The sequence below is a fragment of the Vibrio ostreicida genome (assembly GCF_013074385.2).
GTDB classification, from domain to species: domain Bacteria; phylum Pseudomonadota; class Gammaproteobacteria; order Enterobacterales; family Vibrionaceae; genus Vibrio; species Vibrio ostreicida.
The window spans coordinates 56,148-72,816 of sequence record NZ_JABEYA020000008.1 but is presented as its reverse complement, the minus strand read 5'-3'; the positions used below and the strand labels follow the sequence as shown (position 1 = coordinate 72,816).

Here is a 16,669-nt window from a genome sequence, read left to right as displayed (position 1 = left end):
ATATTCTTCGTGAGCAACAGCAAATATTTTCAGGATGAACTTTCCTACCTTCGAGAAGCGGGCAGTGAGTTCGCAAAATATAACCCTAAACTGACCAACTTTTTAGGTGAAGGGGTTTATGACCCAGATGTCGAACGCCTACTAGAAGGATTTGCCTTCTTAACAGGGCGTATTCGTGAAAAAATCGATGACGAATTGCCTGAGTTGACCCAATCGCTGATGACCTTGTTGTGGCCTCACTACATGCGGTCTGTACCGTCTATGTGTATTTCGGAGCTGACCCCTCATTTGGGCAGCTTGACCGAGAAAACCACAGTAAAGCGTGGAGTAGAGATGGCGAGCAAAAAGGTTGAGGATACAGAGTGCTTGTTCCGTACTTGCTATGATGTGGACTTGTATCCAATGACCATCTCCAATGTCGAGCAATCAAACAGTCGAACCAGTTCTAGCGTCGAATTGACGCTTACGGCGGAAAATGGGCAGGATCTCTCACGATTTAAGATGGATTCGTTGCGATTTTATCTGAATGGGGAAGTGCACATCACTCGTACGCTGTATTTGTGGTTATTTCGCTATTTAGATTACGTAGAGATTGATGTTGGCGGCGGGGTCAAACAGCGTCTTTCTGCAGACAAAATTAGGCCTGTTGGCTTTGCCGATGATGAAGCCATTCTTCCTTATGGAAAGAATTCCTTCTCTGGTTATCGTCTATTGCAGGAATATTTTGCTTTACCAGAAAAGTTCATGTTTTTCGATCTGTTTGGATTGGAATGGTTAAGTACGGTAACTCAACGTTCTTCGGCGAAGGTGTCGTTTGTGTTTCATCGCTCGCTCCCATCAGAAGTGGTCTTGAAGGATAAGCATTTTCGCTTGCATTGTACCCCTATCGTTAACTTATTTGAAAAAGACGGCGATCCTATCCGATTGGAGCATCGACGCAGTGAGTATAAAGTCAGACCGCAGAGTAGCAATCAAGAACATTATGAAGTCTATTCAATCGGTAACGTCGAAACATGGAGTAAGAACGAACGCAGTCGCAAGAAGCTGATAGAGTTTGAATCGTTTGAACATCAAGTCAATCAACGAGATAAACGTGAATTCTATAAAACCAAAGTCTCGGAAAGAGTCAGTGGTCGCGGTTTGGAAAGGTACATTTCATTTCATACCCACAATAGTGATATCGCAGAGCTTGACTCTGAAACGGTGTTGGTCAAATTGACCTGCAGTAATGGTGACTTGGCTGAACGTTTGTCGGTAGGGGACATTACCCTCAACTCCCATAACTCACCGACATACTCTAAGTTTTCCAACATTACTAAGCCGACACAGTCGGTCAGCCCGCAGGTAAATGGAGAATTGCAATGGCAGCTTATTGCCAACATGTCACTGAACTATCTGTCATTGGCTAACATTGACGTATTGAAAGTCCTTCTTTCGACCTACGATTTTCATTCTCGTGTCGATAGGCAGGCTCATCGCGCTTCCATTCACCGTCTCGATGGGATCAAACACAGTCAAATGAAACCCGCGGACCGTGTTTTTAGAGGCACGGCGATTCGAGGAACACAGTTCTCACTGACGGTTGACTCTACCTATTTTGTCAATGAAGGTGATATGTTTTTACTGGTCAGTGTGCTGAATGAATTTATTCGATTGTATTCGAGCTTAAATTCATTTACTGAGCTCGAAGTCTTTGATGAGAAAACCGGTGAAAACTATCATTGGCCAAGTTTGGCAGGGCAGCAAACAGTATTATGATAAACCAGATTGAAAAGCAAACTCATGAGTTTAGTTTCTTTCAGGCGGTGTCATTGCTTGAGAAGCATTATCAGCATATCAGTGGTCGCACGTTTGCTGGTATTGGACATAACAAATATGTTGCTGAAGAGTATGTCAGGTTCAGCGTATCTCCGAGCCTAGCATTCCCTAAAAGCGATATTGATTTTGTATCCCATTATCAGATGGACGGCAACCCTTACTCTCGGGTTGAAGTCAGTTTTATGGGGCTGCATGGTGCCAGTTCACCGTTGCCCTCGTCTTATACAGAAAAACTGGCAGGCCGAGAAGACGAAGACAATCCGGTAAAGCAGTTTTTTGATTTTTTCCATAACCGTCATATTTCATTAATTTATCGGGTATGGAAGAAGTATCGCTATCACATCCAATACCAGAGCGAAGCGAAGGACCCTTTCTCGGGGCGTATGCTCCATTTGTTGGGGTTATCGTCGGTAATGCAAGAAGCAGAAGTGAGTGAGCTCGATAGAGCGAAGTTGCTTTCATACGTGAGCCAGCTGTCTACACGGACTCGTTCTCCTAAACTCATTTCTGGAATTGTCGCTCATTACTTTACCTTACCTCATGTTTATGTTGATGAGTGGGTCTATCGTCGGGTGGAAATCCATAAGAGCCAAAAAAACAAACTTAACCAACTCAACTGTGTACTTGGGCAAAATTTGCACTTAGGTAAAACGGTGCCGGATCTCGTCGGGAAGTTTAATCTTCGTATTGAGGACATTGACTTTTCGACCTACCAGACATTTCTGCCTGGGCGAGACAACTATAAAACGCTTATCGGATTGATGCAGTTTATTCTGCGAGACCCTTTGGCTTGGGACCTTATTATGAAAGTAAGACTTGATACCGTGCCTAAGAACCAATTGGGACAAGGAGAAGGGAATTTGCTGGGGCAAACCATATGGCTTGGGGCTCCTAGTTTGAGCGATGTATCTATTAAGCAGATTGGACAATTATAGGCGTTGCTTTCAAGGCCCCGTAGACTTTAGAGACGAGCTTTATCCGCTGTCCTACCGTTGCGCCTTCTAGGAAAAAACCACCCTCGATGTCGAATTCAGCCTAGCGACAATTTGGGTCATAATTGATTTTATTGCATATTATCCTACGCTTAAGCCAAAAGACTAGGGTAAAGATATGGATAGATCGAAACACGCTACGCAATCTGATTCCCCGATGGTTCTGAAAACAAACCGCAAGGGCGATATTATTTATATTAGCGCTGGCTTCATGTCGTTAGATCATGCTGCGGAACAGGGGTTACTGGGCGCTTCACTGGAATCGGTTGTCGCTAAACATATACCTGATTGCTTCAAAACCTTACTTAAAGAAACGTTAGACAAGGGTCAGTCCTTTGCTTTTTTCACCCAGATAGACACAACATCAAGCCAAATTTGGGTGTTGTGTCTAAGCTATCCGGACTTGTCCCTTGATGGATGTCATGAAGGGTACATAGCGGTTCACTTTGCTTTGCCTCAACCCTGTATTGATTGGGTAAAAGAGGTGTATCAAACTTGTTCTGAGAAAGAAACGCTCTCTGGGCATTCTGCAGCGATGGCTTACCTTGAACAACTCACCCAAGAGGGTCCAGATATTAGTCAAATGATGCTGAATGTCTACGAACAATATCAGCATGTGACAAGCTAGAACCTGTTCAGAAATGCCGAGGTGCAACAATACGCAGCCTCGTGAGGTGGTGGAGATAAGCGAGCGGTCCCACATGAAGTTCAAAGGGGACACTTTTTTATTGTTCTATCGAGCCTGCCTGATGCTACCTAGTTTCTTTGTCTCCACGCTCATCAATATATGAAGAAAACTTTCGGATGAAATCAGGGTTTCATTGGAAGCCGTTTATCAACGGTATTCTCGATAGGGTTTACCCGGTTATTTCCACCCCTATTTTTTAGCGGTTGAAAGCGCTTTAATATCACTACCGCGCTGTAAAATAATTGAAATAAGACTTATTCGTTGGCACTATACCTCTGAATTATCAATTGGTTGCATATTATTTTGTGCGATGTTTTGGAGCCTAGTCTTTAGGCAATTCGTCCTGCCTATCTACAAATATAAATGTTATACGGAGTCGAAAATGAAAGCCGAACCTATTAATTTTCTTGAAAAATTTAGCCAAATATCGGAATGTTGGTCACCAAGTCTGATCGCTGAAATGAATGATTGTCAATTTAAACTCGTCAAGATAGAGGGTGAATTTGTATGGCATGTTCATCCAGAGACTGACAAGGTCTTTGTTGTTTTAGAGGGGGCCATGGGGGTTGAGTTTCGTGATCGTGTTGTCACGATTGAAGAGGGGGAAATGTTGGTCGTTCCAAAAGGCGTAGAGCATAAACCGTTAGCCCATGGTGAAAGTAAGATAATGTTGATAGAACCGAAGCCTGAACGTTGATGTGATGGTGTACAGTGACATCGACGTGTCTACATTTTATCGCCATCGTGTCTGCATATAGACAACCGCTGTACAATCGGCATGTAAAAAAACCCGCTAACAAGCGGGTTTTTTGGATGTCACGACCCTGTAAAGCAAAAACTATCGTCTGATAGGGTGATGAAGAACCACGGTGTTGTTTAAGGAATGAATTCCCTTAAATGACTCAATTTCGTTACATAGGGTGTGTATCGACTGCAGATCTGGAGCTTCAATCAACGCAATAATGTCGTAGGTGCCTCCAACGATACTGGTGAGCTTGACTTCAGGCAGTTCTTTGAGTGCTTCAATGACATGATTTTTCTTCCCTTTTTCACAAGAAATCAGTAAATAGCTGGCTGCGGCTGCTACTTCATTGTTGGCTCTAAGTTGTGCCGTATAGCCTTTGATTATACCGGTTTTTTCGAGCCGACTGATGCGTTCGGCAACGGCGGTACGCGATAACCCTACGCTGCGTGATAGATTAGCGATGGACTCTCGACCGTTAGACAATAGGCTAGAAAGAATTCTTCTATCTAGTTTGTCTAACTCTTGAAGGTTAGTTGTTGACATTAGTTATCCTGCCTTGCGTTGTTTTTATTAGATTACTTTTTATAAGTTGATGGTTTCTGGTAAAGAAAAGTTATACAACTCTGCAAGCGTAAAAGGGTTACGCTGTGAAAGCGGTTTAACTCTTAGTTTCAGATCTCGGCCTGAAACCGTAATATCACTAACAAAGCTCCCATCGTGTTGATTTGTTAGCGTAGATTGCCCTAACAGGCGGTATATCGCCCACTGTCCATTTTTACTGAGGACATACTGCTTGCCTTCATCCGTGACGTCTTGAATCGTGATACTCACGTTGAAGTCACCACTTTGCGGTGGCCACTCGAGTTCCTTGATGCGACTTGGCCCGTGATAGTAGCTCATCTGCGAATCGGCGACTTTAAGCGTCGCTCGAATGGCACTTGAATCCAAATCGAGGATCTTTGTACTAAATGGGATGTATACCCGGTTGGTACTTTTATTAATCAAGGTATCGCGGATCACGTTGTAGTTTTTAAGCTGGACCAGCAATTGCGGTGATAAGGGCATTTTCTCACCATCAACACTTTTGGCAGTCCATAAGTTGGTGTCGTAAAAGGAAGCCAAGTTCTCCTGAGCAAAGGTATCCAAGATGCCTCCTTTTGCAAAAAGCAATTCGAAATCTTCCAATGCGATTTCTTCTTCTGCATTAAGATCGAAGGGGTACTTGTTTAACGCCAAATCACGGAACTTGGTATACACCTCGCTGTACCACTGAGTCTGAACACCTTTGGCTGACTCCGTTATCATCACAGACCAGCTTTGTTGAACTAAGCCCAATAGCCAGCTTCTCACAGGTTCAGGAGATTTTTGGGCGATTTGTTTCAGACGAATGATTGGGTCAGCTTCGGTACTGGTCATACGTGCACGTGCGGCCATGAGTGACGCCATCTGAGGATCCGGAGAATCTGAAATGTCCTTCATGTAAGTGCGCAAACGGCTGAGAGCTGTGACAATTTCATCCCATGGTGTCGGCGAATTGGGTGTTTCACTCATTTGTAACTGATTAAGCTGATAAAATGCTTGTTCGACACGTTTCATCAGCAGGTAATCGGGTTCCAATACTTCTTCAGCTGTATCCGTCAGTTTGTCGATAACTTGATCTGCTCCTTTAGGCAAGGTGTTAAGCGACAGTTTCGACTCTGCAGAGGGTGAAAAGTGGGTATTCGAATAGACTTGTTTAAGGACGGTGGTCAGCGGTGATGCTGGTCCGGAAACAAGGTCGATGGCATTGGTTAAATCACCAATGGAATCGTACTTTTTGACTCTAAGCTCACTCAATGCGTTCCGCCAGTCACTAATGTAGTCGTCGGTGTATTTCTTACGAATTTGGTCTTTGAACGCTTCATGCTCTTCTTTTGTTGGAGTCACGTTTCTGGATAAGCCCAACACCCAGTTGTTTGTGATGACATCTTTGGACATCAGGTCAATGCGAGGTCGATAAAAGGTGCTAAAGCCTGTCGCGGTGTAGACTTTGTTAATATCGAGCAATTGGTTGTCAACTTTCGCGTTAAAGATGTTGTTGAAATCAAAACCGACGGCTCGTTCGATATTGAGTGTCCCTAAATCGATAGAGCTGGCCTGATCAATGAGCTGAGCATAAACCAGATCGACATTGGATTGGCTAAGGAGATTTCTCCGCGTTGCCCGAACGATGCCCATGTCGATATTGATCGGGTCAAATTCTGTTCTGAAGTAAGCGCGAAGGAACGTCAGGGCTTTGTCAACCTGCGCTTTGTCGCCGACAACTTTTGTTAATGTCGATTGTGTTTGGTTGGTCATAAACGCCAAATCGCGCTTAGAAGGCTCTTTGAACATCAAATAACCTTTAAGTACTGAAAGTAACTGAATTGGCTGGTCTTGATATTTGGTTAAATGAACACGATAAGATTGCTCTATGACGGGAAGTAAATCGCTTTCGATCCCTTTCAGCATGGTTTCGTACGCCATTTTGGTGGCGGGCTCCAAGCGACTAACATTCAGCGACATCACTTCCTGATCGAGAGCTGAGCTGCCTTTCTCCCATGCCTCGTAAATGGGTTCAATGCGAGCAATCGCGCGAGCGAGTTTGTCGTTGAGCGACAGTGTATCGACGGATGTTTGTTCGCTGGCTTCAATGTTGAGTAATTGATAAATAACGCGTAAGTTCATATCCAGCGTATTGCCAAGAAGGTAACCACCACCGGCCAAAAAGAGTACAGAGGCGGCCATCGCAAGGCGACTTTGACGCAAAATACGCTTCAGATAGGTTTTATTCTCCCCAGCAACATCGGCTTCCGGAAGAATCTGAGATTCGACCAAAAACCGAGTAAAATAGGGTGTTTCCGAAAGTTGAGTATGTTCAGAGGCGATGATCGGCAGATTAAAGTAGTGACTACAGCTTTTGGCAAGTAGGTTGTATTTTCTCCCACCTTGTAGGCATGAAGAGAAGAACAGTTCACGTAGGTCAAGGAAATAAGCGCCTCGGTTGACTTCACTTAAGCGTTGCACCACATACTCAATTTCTTTCTGGCAGATTTCAAGTTGTTTTGGAAACGAAAGGATCGCTTGTTTTTCTTTAGTATCATTAGAGTGTGCGGTTGAGTCGAGGGCATTCTTTTCAATCACGGTGACCAAATTTTTAAAGCTATCGCGATAGTAATCGACCAAGACCCCTTTTGAGTCTTTTAATGGGATGGATAAATATTCAACGTTTTTCTTTAATGGACTGAGTTGAACGTATTCTTTAAAACCTTGCAATTTGTCAAGCTTAGACACAACGGCATACAAAGGGAGCGCTGTATTTGTGCGGCTACATATTGACGTTAAACGTTCGATCAATGCGGTGAGGGAGTAGTCGATTTGTTCCTCTTCAGAGATAATCAAAAACTCCAGATCGGTAAAGAACAGGCAGCCTGCAAAAGGCTTCCTTGGTCTACTTCTTATTACTTCAGAGATCAATGTATCCCAAAGTAATTTATCCGCCGCCGAGACTTCTTGGAATACGAGACGTTGATCAGGTTTAAGATATACTGCTTCGTCTGATTCGAACCATTCAAAAAAGTCGTTCTTCTTCGTCCTTGAAGTGTCGATGGATTTAATGGCATTGGAGCTTATTAAGAACTGTTTTTTTCCTGATGCTTTATTACCGAGCATTAGGTAAATCGGTTTATTTTTTGACCGAGCGAGCAAAGGGCGTAAAACTAAACCCAGCGCTTCTTCTTCCGTTTCTAATTGCTGATCGCGGTTTTTCTTTCTCTTTTTTAAGACAAAAATGATTTGATAAGCAATATAAGCAGTGGCGATGATCGCCAAACTAATCCACACAATCGTTTGTGAAATAGTGTCCGGAAAAAACAGACGTAGGGTTAGCAGGCCACCTATCAGGACAAGCGCGAGTAGTGTGGATAAAAATACCGGATGGCGTAATATATTTTTTAACATAGTTATTTAACCACAGCTTCTTTAGTAGGCGATTCGTTGTCTTGTGATGCTTTCAACTGCTCAATCTTGTACAAATAAACGTTTAATAGTACTAATGCGCGATCTAACTCATCTCGATTGTTTGTTTTTTCAGCATATTCAATTCGCCCTAATAAAGGAAATAGCGAGTTGCTGTATTGATAGGCCAATTCTATATTGGGGCGCTCGGCATTACTTTTTAAATTGGCAATCGCTGTTCTTGCCCTCGAAAATTTATGACTAACAAGATTAAAGTCTGTTTCAAGTTTGGCTTTGACACGGTCGATCTCAGACGAGAGCACTTGGATTGATGATGAATCTGGATAGAGTTGAGATAGATTCGCGGTGATAAGGGTGAGCCTGTCGATTTGACCTATTTTTTCCGGAGACGTTTCAAGTTCTGAAACAAGCGTATCAACGGTGCTGATTAAGGGCTCTTTGAGAGAGCCAAGTGTCTGACTATCTTCTAACCTCAACAGTTTGGTAACGTTCAAGAGAACCGAAGCTTCTGCTGACTCAATTTTCTGTTGGTAATCGTTCAGTCTCTGATGCTTATCGATATAATAAGCGCTGAGTGCGAAAATAAACAGTAAGGTGACAGCTGCAACGCTTATCAACACAGAGTAATTTTTCTCATTGCTTTGATCGGCTTTGGGCTGTTGGGCTACTGAATTGGGTGGTTTGACGTTGACGGATATCCCGCCAGACATCATTGCCTGAGTCGGAGGGTTGGATTCTTTTTTCTTTCGCTGGCTAGCTTCTTGTTGGCGTTCTTCTTGTTCTTTTAATTCATCGATATACTGGCCAAACAAACGACGCACGCCACCTAATGAAGGGGCTTTATGTCCATAATGCAGCCGAAGCTCTTCTTCGATACGAAGACAAATCCTGTGCCCCGCTTCAAGAACGACTCTGTCATCCGCAGAAATGTTGAATTGCTTGACACGCTTTTCAGCATGTTCGACCAGCCACTCAAACGCGCCAACTCTAGCACTGGTTTTTGAAACTTCTGGAAACGAGGATGACCAGTAAACGACACACAAATCATAGATGGCATTCAACCCATCGACGAAGCCATTTAATCCATCATTGTGCGCTGCTGCAACAGTATAGTAGCAACCACAACGTAGGTCCTTACTCTCGGACTTTAAAATAGCTTTAGATAACTGTTGTACCTTTTTCCAAGATACTCGCCCAGTGACCTTATTAATATTATTGATTTGTCGCTTTATTTCTTCGAATTCTTCCAAATTATTTGGGTTCACCCCGCAAGGGTTCAGCTCGTCTACTGGCCTACGAGCAAAGTCTGAAAAGTACATTAAGCCTATCCAAATGACGTTAATTGCAGAAATGTAAGGACAACGCTGAACGTTGCATATTTATTTATGTTTATTTATTTTCGGATGGGATTTTAAAGCGGTGGAAAGTGAATTGTAAATAATAAATGATTAAACCTAATTAAAGTTTAATAATTGTGATCTTGAACAATAGAGTTATAGCTCTAAATGATAATCCTATCAATTAATTTTGGGGTTTTTATGCCTAGTTTGATTAATGGGTCGATGTACTATTAACGATTGATGAAGATGAGTTCAAAAAAACACCAGACCATCTGAGGTTTGAGCACTAGTTAAAATACCCATTTTCATAGTCGAAAAGCAGGTACGGCTAGGAGAAAAGACAGAATTGCCCCGCTTTTTACCTTGGTACTTGTATTTTTAAAATAGCCTGCTATTTTGCTCAATCATTATTATTGATTTGACTTTAGACCCTTTGAGGATGAAAGGATGACCAAGCTAACTCGATTGGGCTTATTGGTGCTTGCCTGCTCAGTGCCAATTTCAGCAAACGCGAAAGGGGAGCGCTACGGCGGTTCTATCAACATGCTAAGTATCGATAGCATTGATTATAAGCAAGGGGACAGCGGGACCAGTAATGCTATGCGTTACGGTCTTGTTCATACACGACCAATTGATGAAGATAATAATCGCTGGCGTTGGTGGTTGGGGTTTAATTATCTCAATGAATCTGTCGATGCGCCTGCAAATGGGATTTATCAGGAAGTGACCAATTATGAGTTTCGGATTGTCCCTCAATACGCACTCGGCACTTGGTCAGTTTTCACACCTTATATAGGTGCGGGTGTTTCGGCCGCCTATAGCCAGTATTCAAATCGTTGGGTTGTTGATAGCAAGGGCTATAAGTACGGTGAGCAACTGGATGAAATCGACCAGTTCGAAGCGGGTGCGGTCGTCAGCCTAGGTAGTGTCATCAAGCTGGGGGGGGACCCAGATGCGCACATTCAGATAGTACCGCAGGTTTCTTACATCTTGCCTGTATATAATGATGGTTTGGGCGGTCTCGAACTTACTGTGTCACTTCTTTTCTAGAGGATAGAGCTTTGTTAGAGCGCTTGGTTATAGTCATTTCAAAGCATCCTGAAGAGTACACGGGAGCGAAATTCGTCGAGTTGCCGGAAAGTGGTGGCTCGATCGGCCGCAACCCAGGTTGTTCTGTGCCCTTGGTCGATCATAACCGCTACATATCCAGCACACATTGCTTACTCAGTGTGTATGGGGACGGCTACTACATCAGTGATGTGAGTACCAATGGACTTTTAGTCAATGGCAACAAGTTATTGAAAAACCAACCGATTCCAATTCATGAAGGTGACGTTATCGTGTTGGGGCAGTATGAATTGGCGATCAGCGTTGAGCGCACCACGAATGCAGCCGACATTGCTTATGATATTACTCCGGAAAGAGACACAACCGACCCGCTGGTGAATCTTGGCGAAGCACACGAAGATCACGTTGAGCAGGGTGCGCTCGAAGATATATTTATGGAGACTCGCTCGGCAGATTCTGATGCGACAGACCCGGTTGCCCATCTTGAATTTTCGCTCGATAAAAGTGATGACCATTTGATTCGTAATGAAAGTGATGAGCTCGACCATTTTGTGGTTTCAAGTGAATCCCAACGCCAGATCGCCGACGACAGCCTGAGCGTGTATTCCGAATTTGATGTTCCTAGTTTGATACCAGAGGACTGGATGTCAGAGGCCGACAGCCTACGTTCGGATAAAGCAGCAACGGCTTTCGAGTCTCAATCTGTAGAGGCACCCCATGTTAACTCTGTGGGCAAAGCACAGCGTTTGGCACCCTCTCACTTGTCTGCTGAACCTGCCCCCTCATCGTTGTCCAACGGTCAGACGAACGTTGCCAGTAGTGAACAATGGGAAGAGCTAACCACACCGACGATGGAATCTCATTCAGAGGTCCCTGCTGAGCGTCCCTTTACCGAGGGCACACCCGATGACCTGCTGTCTTCTTTTAAAAAAGGGCTCGGGGTGAGTGAGAATCAATTGTTTGGTCACGATCCTAAATTATTTGAACAAATGGGGATGTGTCTGCGTTTATGTATTAACAAGCTTCAAAGTGACTTGACGGAAATAGAAACGCTCAAACAATCATCATCTGCGCCCGATACGGATCTAATCAGTTTGATGCTAGACCTCAATAACCAAAGTATGCTGACGCCCAATGAGCTGGTTGAACAGATGCTCGATGAGATCAACGAGCATCAATCTCTCTATGAACAAGCGGTAAACCGTTATGTTCAAGAAAGTGTCGGTCATTACGATCCTATGGTGTTTGAGCAGAAAGCTGGAAAGAAAGGTTTTCTTGCTAAACAAAAGCTGTGGGATAGCTACAAACTGCATTATTTGGAGAGCTTAAAGGGCGTGCACGGTTTGGGGACGAACAAACTTGTTCAGGAAAACTACAACAGGTTACTAAAAGAAAAATATGCGTAAATTTATTGTTGTGCTTTTAACGGTAGTATTGAGTGGCTGTTCAATGTGGGATCAGTTTAAAGAGTCCAGTGGCATTACACCAGAAACGGCCTCGATTGAATTGATCATCGAGGCTTCACCAACGCTTAATAAGCGAGAGGGTGGGCAACCTTCACCAGTCATTCTGCGCATTCATGAATTGAGTTCACCAGTGTTGTTCAGAAATCTGGATTTTTTTGCACTGTTTGAGAATGATAAAGCCTCTTTAGGCGATGAATACATCAAGCGATACGAGTATCAGTTGCAACCGGGGGAAAATATCCACGAAATACTGACTCTCGATCCTGGAACGCGTGCACTTGGTTTTTCTGCTGCCTTTCGTGATATCAATGGTTCCTCATGGCGCAAAGTACAAGTGGTTGAAGAAAAATCGGAATACTATTTAAAACTGATGCTGGAGGGAAGCGAGCTTTCGTTTAACTCTACGCGTGGAATTGAACAAAGTTATTTTTAAAGGACAACCCAATGTCGTTATTTAATCCGGTAGTGTGGCAGGATGGCATGTTCATGAAGCCACAGCACTTTCAGCAGTTTGATCGTGCCCAGACCAAATTAAGTTCTATGCTATTTTCCAGCAGTTCACCGCTCCACTGGGGAGTGAACCGCATCGAAATCAACACAGATTTATTAACTCAAGGTAAAGTGTCCGTAACTCGTGCCGTCGGTATTCTTCAGGATAAAACGCCTTTTGATTTGCCCGTTCTGGCGGAAGTGCCGGATGTCAAAGAGGTCGACCCATCGATAACGGATAAAGTTCTTTATTTGTGTTGCCCACTGCCTTCTGAACGTGAAGAACTCTTTGGTTCCGACCGAGATGGTGCGCGTTATTTGGTTCAACATCAGGATGCGGTTGATTCGAGCTACGACAGTGAAGATACGGCTAACATTGCAGTCGGTAAACTCACATTTCGTCTGATGTATGAAGATGAAGATCGCAGTGCCTACACCGCCATCCCAATCTTAAAAATTTCAGAGGTTAAACCTGACGGTAGTGTTGTCTTGGATGAAACGTATATCCCAACCTGTCTTGATATTAGCGCGTCTATTGTACTCAAGAAGTTTACCAATGAATTTGCGTCAATGTTGAAGCACCGAGCTGAGTCGATTGTTGAACGCTTGGGTACGGTTGATCAGCAAGGTGTGTCTACGGTTTCGGATTTTATGTTGTTACAAACACTGAATCGATATGAGCCGCTATTTTGGCATCTCGCCAGCGTTGAGGGAGTGCATCCTGAGTCTCTTTACCGCTTGTTGCTTCAAGCTGAAGGAGAGCTGGCTACTCTATGTACCGTCTCTAGAAGACCGCCTGAGTTTATTGAATACAACCACGGTGATTTGACCCACTGTCTATCACGTACGCTAGACAACGCCAAACGTACCTTGAGTGTTATGTCAGAGCAACGCGCTATTCCGCTGACATTAAAAGAACAGAACTTTGGGATCCGCACCGCTGTGATCCCTGATAAGAAGGTGGTTGAATCTGCAACCTTCATATTAGCAGTGAAAGCGGATGTGACGCTTGATATTCTTCATACACAATTTGTCACTCAGACGAAAATTGGTGCGATGGATAATATCCGTGATTTAATCAACTTGCAGCTTCCAGGAATTGGTATTAAGCCGATGCCTGTTGTTCCACGCGCATTGCCTTACCACGCTGGATACACGTATTTTGAACTCGATCGTTCCAGTGAAGAGTGGTCTGCTTTGGAAAAAGCATCGGCGATCGCTGTACATGTATCAGGTGATTTTGCAAATCTGTCTCTACAGCTGTGGGCGGTTAGAACATGAGTTATATAGATAGCGATGTGACAGTTGTTCTCTTTCAGCCGGAGCCGGGCAAGCCAATGGAGGTGATGCCCGCTCCAGACCTTTCGAGAAACATCGCGGTTAAAGACCCCCTGATTGAAACGATGGGGGTTAACCCATTGGTCGATCAGTTTTCGTGGTTGATCGCTTGTCTATCTTGTATGTCGTCAATCCCTTGGTTGGAAGACCCGATGCCATTTCGTGAGCAAATTGCTCGAGAGATCCGCAAAGGTGAACGCAAGCTCAATGAGATGGAAGTGGACAGAGCTTCCATCCTCGTGATTCGTTATTGTTTGTGCGCAGCGATAGACGAATCTGTATGTCGCGAAGAATGGGGAGCCAACAGTAACTGGAGCCAAAATAGTTTGCTTGCCGAGTTTCATAACGAGACATCCGGCGGCGACAAATTCTTTACCATTTTAGAGAGATTAAAAGCGGATCCTAGACGTTATCGTTATGTTATCGAACTGCTTTATTTATTGATCCAATTGGGCTTTCAAGGCAAGTATGGTCGAGAAGAGCGAGGTAAAGAACAATTATCGGATATTGCTAACACCGTGTACCGTCTGATTAAGGATGAAAGGTTAGCGGAAAATGAAAAGGTGTCTTTGGTCAATCTAAAGGCGAAGTATATCAAGCAACCTTTGAAAAGAGTTATCCCACCTCGGATCATTTTGGGTGTCTCGGCGATAATATTCTCTTTAATGTATGTGGCGACGTATTTAGTGATTGATACTAAATTCCAAACATTACTGGAAAATTTCCAATAAAAAAGTCTGCGTTACGCAGACTTTTTTAACCCTGACAGGGTAATTCAAAGACTAACTCATCCACACTGCTGGGCTGTAATACAAAGGCTTGTGGAACATGCAAGCGACTGACCATCATTTGGTTAAACATGTCCCAATGTTTGAGTAAACATTCCTGATCATCGCTAGTTTCGTCAACCCAGGTTTCTTTCATAAAAGGGGCTAGGCTTGCCGCTCCGTGGGCAAACATAATCATCTGCCATTTGATTTCCCAAATTTTCACCTTGGATTCAGGGAAGGCCTGATTGTAATCATCGGCAATGCTGTTGACCAACGCTTCTAGCTCTCCCGAGTTATCGATAAAGTAATCGAACAAAGAGTCTTCCTGCCTTACGGCGTCCGCAATCAGCTGTATCGGTTGTTTGAAGGTCAGCAAATGCGCTAAAAGTTGGACGGATAACAAGTATAATTTCACATTGGCGGTGATATTTTGTGGCATGTTATCAATAAGCGTATGCATATAGTTTTCCATGTAGCGATCTAAATTATCGCTAATGGCATGCCAAATTTTTTCTTTACTGCCGAAATGGTGCCTGATCAGGCTGTGGGAAACCCCAGCTTGTTCGCTGATGTTACGTAGAGATACCCGCTCGTAACCGAGGGAGCAAAATAACTCAGACGCGACTCTGAGTATCTCACATTTTGTCTTCTCTGCATCTTGCGCACTTCGGCGACCTTGCTTTCTTTCTGTCATTGTTCCATTCAATTAATTTTGACGGCGGTATTTCTACCAGAAATCGTTTTGCTTTTCATCTTATAACGTTCCCGTCACTATAGAATATCAAAGTTTTTTACTATACACATGGTAAATAAGTATTGATTTGAATGATATAAACAATATACTGCACAAATGTGTAATATAAAATGCGTGAGGTCACCAAATGGCAAGGTCCCTATTCACGGCTAAATTGAGCATGCAACCGTTAGTTGTCGGTGCTTTATCCATTATTTTGTTCGGGTGCAATAACGCCAATTCTGAGCCGGACACATCGGTTGTCACACCAGTGAAATTGATGGAAGTGGCGGATATCACCATGATTCAGAGAGATTCATTCATTGCCCAAATAGAAGCGGCTAATCGCGCAAGTTTGTCTTTTCAGGTTGCGGGTGAGATGGAACAGTTGAATGTCAGAATGGGCAGTGTCGTCAAGAAAGGCGATATGTTGGCGGCCTTGGATCCCAATGATTATCAACTTGATTTGGATGCACGTGAAGCACAATACAGTTTGGCGACCACCGAGTTTGAGCGAGCGAAGCTACTGCATGATAAAAAGTTGATCAGTACCGACGATTTTGATCGTACACAGGCCCAATACATCGCAACAAAGGCGACGTTTGAACAGGCTCAAACACGACTGAACTTTACCCAGATAAGAGCCCCATTTGACGGGGTTGTCTCGATAATCTTTGCCAAACAGCACCAAGTGGTGTCGGTTAATCAGCCCGTGTTCAACCTTATGGACAACAGTGTGCTCGACGTTACCTTCAATGTGCCAGTCAGCTATGCCGATAAGCAGGGTCTCTCCAATATTAGCGATTCTGAGCTGGAGGTATCGATGGACAGTCACCCTGATAAGTTTATTTCAGCGGAGTTTAAAGAAATTTCGACGCAAGCGGATGAGGAGACCAATAGTTACAAGGCAAGCGTGATGATTCAACGACCAAAGACACTAAACTTGTTGCCCGGTATGACAGGGCAGGTGCATCTGGTGAATACCCAAGCGAAAGCGACGATTCGTATACCTGAGACGGCCTGGGTGACGAAGCAATCTGGCAGTGGCACCTTATTTCGATTCAATCCCGTTTCTACACTGCTTGAAACTGTGGCAGTGCAGCTTAGTCCAAATGGAGAGGTTGTCTCTGGCTTACGACAAGGTGATCTGATTGTCGAAGCGGGCGTTGACGAGTTAGTGTCTGGGCAGCAGGTCAAAGCTTGGATAAAGGAAGAGGGGATCTAAC

Annotated in this window: 14 protein-coding genes; 10 read left to right on the top strand and 4 right to left on the bottom strand. The window is 43.9% G+C overall.

Annotated elements, in window-relative coordinates:
* Positions 1 to 9 precede the first annotated feature (9 nt).
* The 4 genes from tssF to HLM86_RS12665 all read left to right on the top strand — a co-directional run bounded on the left by tssF (position 10) and on the right by HLM86_RS12665 (position 4,195).
* Entirely contained in the window at positions 10 to 1,758 is a 1,749-nt protein-coding gene (gene tssF, locus HLM86_RS12680) for a type VI secretion system baseplate subunit TssF (RefSeq protein ID WP_076590309.1), read from the top strand.
* The gene (tssG, locus tag HLM86_RS12675; protein WP_076590310.1) at positions 1,755 to 2,753 is read left to right on the top strand and encodes a type VI secretion system baseplate subunit TssG; all 999 of its coding nucleotides are present in this window, start codon (positions 1,755 to 1,757) and stop codon (positions 2,751 to 2,753) included. Before tssF ends, tssG begins: the two co-directional genes overlap by 4 nt.
* Positions 2,754 to 2,928: 175 nt before the next feature.
* Positions 2,929 to 3,438 carry a PAS domain-containing protein gene (locus HLM86_RS12670; RefSeq protein WP_143678291.1) on the top strand — a complete coding sequence of 170 codons (510 nt, stop codon included), beginning with the start codon at positions 2,929 to 2,931 and terminating at the stop codon, positions 3,436 to 3,438.
* A gap of 442 nt (positions 3,439 to 3,880) precedes the next feature.
* Entirely contained in the window at positions 3,881 to 4,195 is a 315-nt protein-coding gene (locus HLM86_RS12665; protein WP_076590312.1) for a cupin domain-containing protein, read from the top strand.
* Positions 4,196 to 4,336: 141 nt separating this feature from the next.
* Here HLM86_RS12665 and HLM86_RS12660 read toward each other — a convergent pair whose 3' ends face one another.
* From HLM86_RS12660 to HLM86_RS12650, 3 genes are read right to left on the bottom strand one after another with little or no spacing between them, the layout of a single operon-like run.
* Positions 4,337 to 4,786, bottom strand: a complete 450-nt coding sequence (locus HLM86_RS12660) for an Lrp/AsnC family transcriptional regulator (protein WP_076590313.1) — start codon at positions 4,784 to 4,786, stop codon at positions 4,337 to 4,339.
* Between the two features lie 39 nt (positions 4,787 to 4,825).
* Positions 4,826 to 8,221 carry a type VI secretion system membrane subunit TssM gene (tssM, locus tag HLM86_RS12655; protein ID WP_170883040.1) on the bottom strand — a complete coding sequence of 1,132 codons (3,396 nt, stop codon included), beginning with the start codon at positions 8,219 to 8,221 and terminating at the stop codon, positions 4,826 to 4,828.
* A 2-nt stretch (positions 8,222 to 8,223) separates the two neighbouring features.
* Positions 8,224 to 9,558 carry a type VI secretion system ImpA family N-terminal domain-containing protein gene (locus tag HLM86_RS12650; RefSeq protein WP_170883037.1) on the bottom strand — a complete coding sequence of 445 codons (1,335 nt, stop codon included), beginning with the start codon at positions 9,556 to 9,558 and terminating at the stop codon, positions 8,224 to 8,226.
* Between the two features lie 468 nt (positions 9,559 to 10,026).
* Between HLM86_RS12650 and HLM86_RS12645 the strand changes: the two genes are divergently transcribed.
* The 5 genes from HLM86_RS12645 to icmH are packed head-to-tail and all read left to right on the top strand — an operon-like array spanning position 10,027 to position 14,671.
* Entirely contained in the window at positions 10,027 to 10,629 is a 603-nt protein-coding gene (locus HLM86_RS12645) for a hypothetical protein (RefSeq protein WP_076590316.1), read from the top strand.
* Positions 10,630 to 10,640: 11 nt separating this feature from the next.
* On the top strand, positions 10,641 to 12,053 hold the full coding sequence (locus HLM86_RS12640) for a type VI secretion system-associated FHA domain protein (protein WP_170883035.1): 1,413 nt from the start codon (positions 10,641 to 10,643) through the stop codon (positions 12,051 to 12,053).
* On the top strand, positions 12,046 to 12,546 hold the full coding sequence (tssJ, locus tag HLM86_RS12635; RefSeq protein WP_170883034.1) for a type VI secretion system lipoprotein TssJ: 501 nt from the start codon (positions 12,046 to 12,048) through the stop codon (positions 12,544 to 12,546). The genes HLM86_RS12640 and tssJ overlap by 8 nt, the downstream gene beginning before the upstream one ends.
* A gap of 11 nt (positions 12,547 to 12,557) precedes the next feature.
* Complete coding sequence (tssK, locus tag HLM86_RS12630) at positions 12,558 to 13,883, top strand: type VI secretion system baseplate subunit TssK (RefSeq protein WP_076590319.1); 1,326 nt, start codon at positions 12,558 to 12,560, stop codon at positions 13,881 to 13,883.
* On the top strand, positions 13,880 to 14,671 hold the full coding sequence (icmH, locus tag HLM86_RS12625) for a type IVB secretion system protein IcmH/DotU (protein ID WP_076590320.1): 792 nt from the start codon (positions 13,880 to 13,882) through the stop codon (positions 14,669 to 14,671). Before tssK ends, icmH begins: the two co-directional genes overlap by 4 nt.
* 25 nt (positions 14,672 to 14,696) lie before the next feature.
* On the opposite strand, the gene HLM86_RS12620 is transcribed toward icmH, so the two are convergent.
* Positions 14,697 to 15,404, bottom strand: coding sequence for a TetR/AcrR family transcriptional regulator (locus HLM86_RS12620; protein WP_076590321.1), 708 nt, complete (start codon positions 15,402 to 15,404; stop codon positions 14,697 to 14,699).
* A gap of 220 nt (positions 15,405 to 15,624) precedes the next feature.
* Here HLM86_RS12620 and HLM86_RS12615 point away from each other — a divergent pair, with 220 nt between their 5' ends.
* The gene (locus HLM86_RS12615; RefSeq protein WP_303047988.1) at positions 15,625 to 16,668 is read left to right on the top strand and encodes an efflux RND transporter periplasmic adaptor subunit; all 1,044 of its coding nucleotides are present in this window, start codon (positions 15,625 to 15,627) and stop codon (positions 16,666 to 16,668) included.
* Position 16,669: the final 1 nt, after the last annotated feature.

Bases quoted from the DNA above. Each gene is read 5' to 3' on its own strand.
- tssG (WP_076590310.1), top strand. From the start codon at position 1,755: ATGATAAACCAGATTGAAAAGCAAACTCATGAGTTTAGTTTCTTTCAG.
- HLM86_RS12670 (WP_143678291.1), top strand. From the start codon at position 2,929: ATGGATAGATCGAAACACGCTACGCAATCTGATTCCCCGATGGTTCTG.
- HLM86_RS12665 (WP_076590312.1), top strand. From the start codon at position 3,881: ATGAAAGCCGAACCTATTAATTTTCTTGAAAAATTTAGCCAAATATCG.
- HLM86_RS12660 (WP_076590313.1), bottom strand. From the start codon at position 4,786: ATGTCAACAACTAACCTTCAAGAGTTAGACAAACTAGATAGAAGAATT.
- tssM (WP_170883040.1), bottom strand. From the start codon at position 8,221: ATGTTAAAAAATATATTACGCCATCCGGTATTTTTATCCACACTACTC.
- HLM86_RS12650 (WP_170883037.1), bottom strand. From the start codon at position 9,558: ATGTACTTTTCAGACTTTGCTCGTAGGCCAGTAGACGAGCTGAACCCT.
- HLM86_RS12645 (WP_076590316.1), top strand. From the start codon at position 10,027: ATGACCAAGCTAACTCGATTGGGCTTATTGGTGCTTGCCTGCTCAGTG.
- tssJ (WP_170883034.1), top strand. From the start codon at position 12,046: ATGCGTAAATTTATTGTTGTGCTTTTAACGGTAGTATTGAGTGGCTGT.
- tssK (WP_076590319.1), top strand. From the start codon at position 12,558: ATGTCGTTATTTAATCCGGTAGTGTGGCAGGATGGCATGTTCATGAAG.
- icmH (WP_076590320.1), top strand. From the start codon at position 13,880: ATGAGTTATATAGATAGCGATGTGACAGTTGTTCTCTTTCAGCCGGAG.
- HLM86_RS12620 (WP_076590321.1), bottom strand. From the start codon at position 15,404: ATGACAGAAAGAAAGCAAGGTCGCCGAAGTGCGCAAGATGCAGAGAAG.
- HLM86_RS12615 (WP_303047988.1), top strand. From the start codon at position 15,625: ATGCAACCGTTAGTTGTCGGTGCTTTATCCATTATTTTGTTCGGGTGC.